Source organism: Frankia sp. Cppng1_Ct_nod (assembly GCF_920656135.1).
Classification (GTDB): Bacteria; Actinomycetota; Actinomycetes; order Frankiales; family Frankiaceae; genus Protofrankia; species Protofrankia meridionalis.
Genome location: NZ_CAKKTK010000005.1, coordinates 102,694 through 108,734 on the forward strand (window position 1 = coordinate 102,694; position 6,041 = coordinate 108,734).

Below are 6,041 nucleotides of genomic sequence, written 5' to 3' on the forward strand. Positions count from 1 at the left end.
CACCGCCCGCGTAGCTCCCCGACCCCTGATAGGGGTCAGGGTCCTGGTAGGAGCCAGAGTCCTGATAGGGGCTCGCGGACTGGTAATGACCTTGATCCTGGCCGCGGCCCTGATCCTGGTAGGAACTCGGAGGATAACCGTCCCGAGGCTCAGAGGCCGGCCTTCCACCGTCGCCGGGGTATGCCGGCGACTCCGGCGTACCGTCCGCGACCCCGGGTCGACGCGGATTCGCCGCGTCAGACCGTCGCACGCCGTCCGCCACCGACTGGCCTCCCATCGCGGTCCGCGCCCAACCAGATGTCCCTCATGGGTGTATCACGGCGTTGCGCTGGCGTTGCGCGCGCCCAGTTGACAAAAATTCAATCAAGGGGATCAGATATTCATACAATCGTCCAGTCCGATGATGTTCTGCCGCGCCGCCGGAGGCCTTCAGGGATGGCCTATACCTTCGGAACCCGGCATACCCGCTCAAGTAGTAGCCCACCGGTGACGAGCACCACCGCAGCGCCTATCCCCAGACCAGCGGTGATCGCGTCAGCGCCGGCCGTGCCGAACTCGTCCGACCGTGGCAGCACGTACCCGAGCACCGCCGCCCATGCTCCCGCCAACGCCGCCCCGGCCAGACTGCTTGCCTTCGCCAGGGCCGCCAACCGGGCCACAGTCAGCGGCAGGATGGGTTTCGTCCCCGGGCGCCCCTGCAACCGACGCCGAGTGATCGACGCGGTCTGCGCCTCCGCCAATCCGACAATCGCCAGGGACAGCGGTGCTGTCCGCGGGAACCGCGGCAGATCCTGATAGCCGAAGATCATAAACACGTACGCCAGCACGCCGACCACCGCGGCCGCCGCCGCCAGATCCCGCACCCGCGTCGGTTTCATCGGTTCAGGTTCCAGGGCGTGCGGCGGACCCCGGAAACGTCCATACCGGCGACCAGATCGGCGACCCGGCCGTGCCCGGGCAGGATCGCGTCCGGTTCGACGTCCAGCCACGGAACGCAGACGAACGCACGCGTATGGGCACGTGGATGCGGGATCAGAATCTCCGGGTCGTCACTGACCAGGTCACCGCAGGCGATGACGTCCACGTCCAGGGTGCGGGGACCCCAGTGGACCGTCCGCACCCGCAACGCCGCCTGTTCGGCTGACCGCACCGCCGCGAGCAGGGCGTGCGGTGGCGCCGCCGGGACCAGCACCACCGCGTTGAGGTAGTCGTCCTGGTCGGGTCCGCCGACAGACGCGGTCTCGTAGACTCCGGAGACGGCCACCACACCGAGCATTCGCGTGGCGGCGTACAACCGCTCGAGGCGGTCACCGAGGTTCGAGCCCAGCGCGAGCACCGCCGTACGCCCCGCCGGCCCCTGGACCGTCGATTGCGGCACCGCCGACCGCCGAGACCGTTCTGGATGCGCGGCTGCGCTCACGCCGGCCGGTTCCGGCGAACGGTGACCGCGACGTCGGTGAACGGCAGAGGAATCGGTGCCGCCGGTTTGTGTACGGTCACCTCGGTCCGGGCCACCCGGCCGTCGGACAGACAGGCGTCAGCCAACCGGTGCGCAAGCGTCTCGATCAGGTCGACGGGCTCACCGGCAACGATCCGGGCAAGTGCCTGCGCCAGCGTCCCGTAGTCGACCGTCGCGGCGACGTCGTCGCTCACCGCCGCCGGCCGGGTGTCGATCCACAGCACGGCGTCCACCACGAACTCCTGGCCCAGCTCACGTTCGGCAGGCAGCACACCATGCCGCCCGCGGACCCGCAGACCGGTCAAGATGATGCGGTCGGATTCGGCGGCCGACGAAACCGCGGTCATACGGCCCCCGCGGGCGGACGTCGCGATTCGGCGGAGCCCGGCGAAGTGGACCTCATGCGGGTCTTCGCATCCCATCTACTCGCTGTCCGCATCTCCACCGCCTCCGCTCGCGCCGCCTCCGCTCGCGCCGATTCCGTCCGCGCCGCCCGGGCACCCCGCCAGGCCTGCGCGACCCGGACGGCGTCAGCGGCCGCACGCACCCCGTGCACTCGGACCGCCCACACCCCCGTTGCCGCCAGCAACGCCGTCGTCGCCTGGGTCGCGTCGTCCCGGTCGTCCGCCGGCCGCGACCGCCCGTCGGCATCCGCGAGCAGACTTCCCAGGAAGGACTTGCGCGACGTACCGACCAGAAGGGGATGGTTCAGTGCAGCGAAGGCGTCGGTGTGGGCGAGAAGCGCCCAGTTGTGCCTGGCCTTCTTCGCGAACCCGATCCCGGGATCTATGATCACCCGTTCGGGTGCGATCCCGGCTGCCAGCACGAGACCGAGACGTTCACGGAGTTCGGCGACGACCTCGGACACGACATCACCGTAAACCGCGCGGGTGGACATGTTCGCGCTTGCGCCCCTGGCATGCATGAGAACGTAGGGAACACCGCGCTCCGCGGTGAGAGCCAGCAGGTCACGGTCGGCCGCGCCCGACACGTCGTTGACGATGACAGCACCCGCGTCCAGTGCGGCTTCGGCGACCGCCGGGCGAGTGGTGTCCACGCTGACGGCCACGCCTGCCGCGGCCAGCTCCGTGACCACCGGCAGCACCCGACGCAGCTCCTCGGCGGCGTCAACCCGGCCCGCGCCCGGTCGGGTCGACTCACCTCCGACATCCACGATGTCGGCGCCGTCGGCGGCCATCGCCAGGCCGGCACGGATCGCCTCGTTAGCGGTCGCGTAGGTACCGCCGTCGGAGAACGAGTCCGGAGTCGCATTGATCACGCCCATCACCCGGGTACGACCCACCGGTTCGACAAGACTGCCGCTGACCTGCTCGGACGCCATACGTCCTCACGCTAGCCCCGGATAGCGGCTTCGCCGCGATCCGGGGACCCCGAGCCCCTGGGCAGGCCACCGTCCGGGGCTGTCCAATCGCCTTCGGCGATCGAACAAAGAACAAGATCCAAACACGGCATCCGGCTTCGCCGCGATCCGGGGACCCCGAGCCCCTGGGCAGGCCACCGTCCGGGGCTGTCCAATCGCCTTCGGCGATCGAACAAAGAAAAAGATCCAAACACGGCATCCGGCTTCGCCGCGATCCGGGGACCCCGAGCCCCTGGGCGGGCCACCGTCCGGGGCTGTCCAATCGCCTTCGGCGATCGAACAAAGAAAAAGATCCAAACACGGCATCCGGCCTCAGCACGTCGAGCGGCGGTAGGAGTAACGGTAGACCGGACGGAATCCGAGCGCGGCGTAGAGCCTGCGAGCCGCCGTACTCGTCTGTTCGACCTGCAGGTACGCGCGGGATGCGCCCGCGTCCGCGGCCCAGGCCGCGAGCCTGGCGAGGACGGCGCGTGCCGCTCCCCGACCACGGGCGGCCGGCAGGGTCGCCATGCTGTAGACACCGAGCCAGTCACCGTCCACAACCCCACGGCCGACGGCGACCGGCACGCCATCCAGCGCGCACAACGCGTATGCAGCGGGCACCGTGAGGTTCTCCAGCACGCGCAGGGTGCCGTTACGCTGCCCGGCGAAGGTCTCCAGCACCTGCGCGGCGACATCCAGCCAGATGCCGTCCATGGCGTCGAGGAGTACGGCATCGAGGAGATTCGTCCCCCTGCTGCCGTTATCCGCACCGATGCGGGCGTCGCCGGGGGCGCCGGCGGCCAGTCGTCCGATCAGGTCCGTGAGATCGGCGGCGCATACATCGGTCGGTCCGGTGTCGTCGAAGCCGGCCGTGTCCAGTGCCTGGTGGATGCCTGACGGCCGGGAGACCGGGGTGATCTGGACCGTCGCCGGCAGACCAACGGGGGCGTAGAACTCCCTGACCACGGCGAGCGCGGCGGCAACGTCGTCGACGTTCCCACGCGCCCAGACGGAGTTGCCACGCCGGGAGGATCCGGCCGACTCGCGCAGCATCCAGCCGCCGAATCGCAGCTCGCGCAGCGGCGGCCAGGCACGGTGGGCCAACTCCTCCAGCTGGCGGCTGAGGACGGCATCGACCGGTTCGCCGACAGTCGGTGCCACAAGCGCATCCTGGACGGACCGGCTTCCGACAGGCTCAGTGTTCATGCCGCGCCCACCGCCTGTCGCCCGGGGGCGGACCCGCACTGCCCACGCGCCTGAGGCTACCTGTCCGGTATTCCCTGGGTCGTCCCGAGGTACGAAGCGGCCTCGGTACGCGCGGTGCTCCGCGGTCGACGCTTCGCTGTCCGCCGCGGTCATGAGCGCTATGCGTGGTCGGCCAGGGGACAGGAGCGGGCACCTTTGCCCACAACGCGTGGATATCGGCCCATCGGACGTGCAGCCAAATTGATGCGGAGGCGATTTGATGCAGAGCCGAGCAAAACCGGTCAGGTACACAGCGACGAAGGTTTGATACGATCCGGAAGCCGTGACGGAACGGACGGATGCACACAGGGAACGTGATAGATCTGAATGTGCGCACCTCGCATGGTCGGGCGCAACCACAAGACGCAGACTTTGTTACCCTACCGTAACGAAAGCTCAACCCGGAGGGAACACCCGGGCCCTACCGTTTCTTACGGTAACGTCATCTGTAACCACCGCCCGACAAAGGAGCCGGGCTCCTTCTCGAGGGGCATGGAGTCAGAAGTGTTGGTGAACCCACCAGGCGATGCCGTATCGGCAGGTAGATCGGGTGAGGCGACCCCGCCACACGGGGTGCCGGCCGACTGGGAGTCGCTTCACGACTGGGAGTCGTTGGAAGGCAGCCCATGAGCAAACTGGTTACACTCGTTGCAGCTGTCGATGTCCAGCCGACACTGGAACAGACGGATTCAATGCTGACCGAACTGGGTCAGATGCCGCGCAATCCCACCGTCGTGGGGCTGATCGACGCCCTACTCGACTACCGAACACTCCTGGTGAGTCTGAGCGGTTGATTTCCGGCTCACCCGGGCACGCGAACCAGTCAGGTGGTCTCTTGATTCTTGGCGATGAGACCACCTGACTGGTCCGACATTCATGACACGAGAATCCCCAGGATACGCACTACCAGTGCGTTACTAGCGGGATGCTCCGAACGGCTGGCCCTGCTGCTGGCCCTGCTGCTGGCCCTGCTGGCCGAACTGCTGGCCCTGCTGCTGGCCGATCCCCTGGCCGAAGCCCTGCTGCTGGCCGCCGCGCTGCCCAACGCCCGCACCGACGAGCTCCTGGAGTCGAGTCTCCACATAGCGCTCGCTGTGGTGGGTCTTGTCCGCGATCCGCTGCACGAGGTCGTTGACGTCACGAGCCGCGTCGAGGTCCGAGGTGCCGACCTGCCCGAATTCGTCGAGCAGCCGGTACCGAATCTGCTGCCAGTTCTGCCGCAGCTGCTGTTCGACCTGCTCCTGCTGCTGCTGCTGTGCCATCACGTTAATTCCTCTCGTCGTGTACTGACCGAACAAGAAGTGACCCTACTCCACCGGCCGCTCGCCCAGTCAACCCCAACAGCTAACTTCGTTGTTGTAATTCGGAAAGTTTCTCATGCCCCGAAATGCCGGGATGCCGCGAAAAGGAGAAGAATAACGACGGAACCGGCACGGTATCACCCGGTCCGCATACCTGGGATGCCGTCGGTGAGGAAGTTGTCGATATATCCGGCAACAGAAGCCCGTGCAGCCACACAGCGATACCATCCGGCCACGTAAAGCATTTACGGCGAGGTCGACGTCATTCGGTCCACAGCTACCCACCATGTGGCGCCCGTTGCATCGACTCTTATTCGACCAACATTTGACTCCCGACCTTCCAGTCAATTTTGAAAATAACTCCGGGTGGGCGACAGGATCTCGAACAAGGAGTTAGGAATGGTTGCCCTCCGCCCGGCGACAGCTATCTGTGCTCACAACGGAGCACCCGTCCGGCACCCTGGGCGAACATCCGACCAGTAATCCCGGCCCGGCAGACAAGCGAAGCTCACGCCGCTTCGTGCGGCCGACCGGGTGCCAACCGGATGGATGCCCCAGCTCCGGAGGCAGCGGCGGATCCGGCGGCGCCGCCGGATCCGGCTCGGTACGGTGACCCAAGGGAGAAGTCACACCCCACGGCCATGAACAGGTGGAGGAGGGCCCGGCGTGCTGT

7 protein-coding genes are annotated in these 6,041 nt (G+C 67.3%); 1 reads left to right on the plus strand and 6 read right to left on the minus strand.

Annotated elements, in window-relative coordinates:
• Positions 1-440: 440 nt before the first annotated feature.
• The 5 genes from NBW77_RS03225 to NBW77_RS03245 all read right to left on the minus strand — a co-directional run bounded on the left by NBW77_RS03225 (position 441) and on the right by NBW77_RS03245 (position 3,983).
• Positions 441-878 (minus strand): DUF3180 domain-containing protein, encoded by a 438-nt coding sequence (locus NBW77_RS03225; RefSeq protein WP_131744672.1) that lies wholly within the window; start codon positions 876-878, stop codon positions 441-443.
• Positions 875-1,378 (minus strand): 2-amino-4-hydroxy-6-hydroxymethyldihydropteridine diphosphokinase, encoded by a 504-nt coding sequence (folK, locus tag NBW77_RS03230; protein WP_242605469.1) that lies wholly within the window; start codon positions 1,376-1,378, stop codon positions 875-877. Before folK ends, NBW77_RS03225 begins: the two co-directional genes overlap by 4 nt.
• Before the next feature lie 38 nt (positions 1,379-1,416).
• Positions 1,417-1,806: a dihydroneopterin aldolase gene (gene folB, locus NBW77_RS03235; RefSeq protein ID WP_131744671.1), complete on the minus strand. Its 390-nt coding sequence runs from the start codon at positions 1,804-1,806 to the stop codon at positions 1,417-1,419.
• On the minus strand, positions 1,803-2,801 hold the full coding sequence (gene folP, locus NBW77_RS03240; RefSeq protein WP_131744670.1) for a dihydropteroate synthase: 999 nt from the start codon (positions 2,799-2,801) through the stop codon (positions 1,803-1,805). The genes folB and folP overlap by 4 nt, the downstream gene beginning before the upstream one ends.
• 351 nt (positions 2,802-3,152) lie before the next feature.
• Positions 3,153-3,983 carry a GNAT family N-acetyltransferase gene (locus tag NBW77_RS03245; protein ID WP_349816949.1) on the minus strand — a complete coding sequence of 277 codons (831 nt, stop codon included), beginning with the start codon at positions 3,981-3,983 and terminating at the stop codon, positions 3,153-3,155.
• Positions 3,984-4,693: 710 nt separating this feature from the next.
• Here NBW77_RS03245 and NBW77_RS03250 point away from each other — a divergent pair.
• Entirely contained in the window at positions 4,694-4,861 is a 168-nt protein-coding gene (locus tag NBW77_RS03250) for a hypothetical protein (RefSeq protein WP_165485722.1), read from the plus strand.
• A gap of 123 nt (positions 4,862-4,984) precedes the next feature.
• Here the strand turns inward: NBW77_RS03250 and NBW77_RS03255 are convergent, their stop codons facing one another.
• Positions 4,985-5,329: a hypothetical protein gene (locus NBW77_RS03255; RefSeq protein ID WP_131744725.1), complete on the minus strand. Its 345-nt coding sequence runs from the start codon at positions 5,327-5,329 to the stop codon at positions 4,985-4,987.
• Positions 5,330-6,041: the final 712 nt, after the last annotated feature.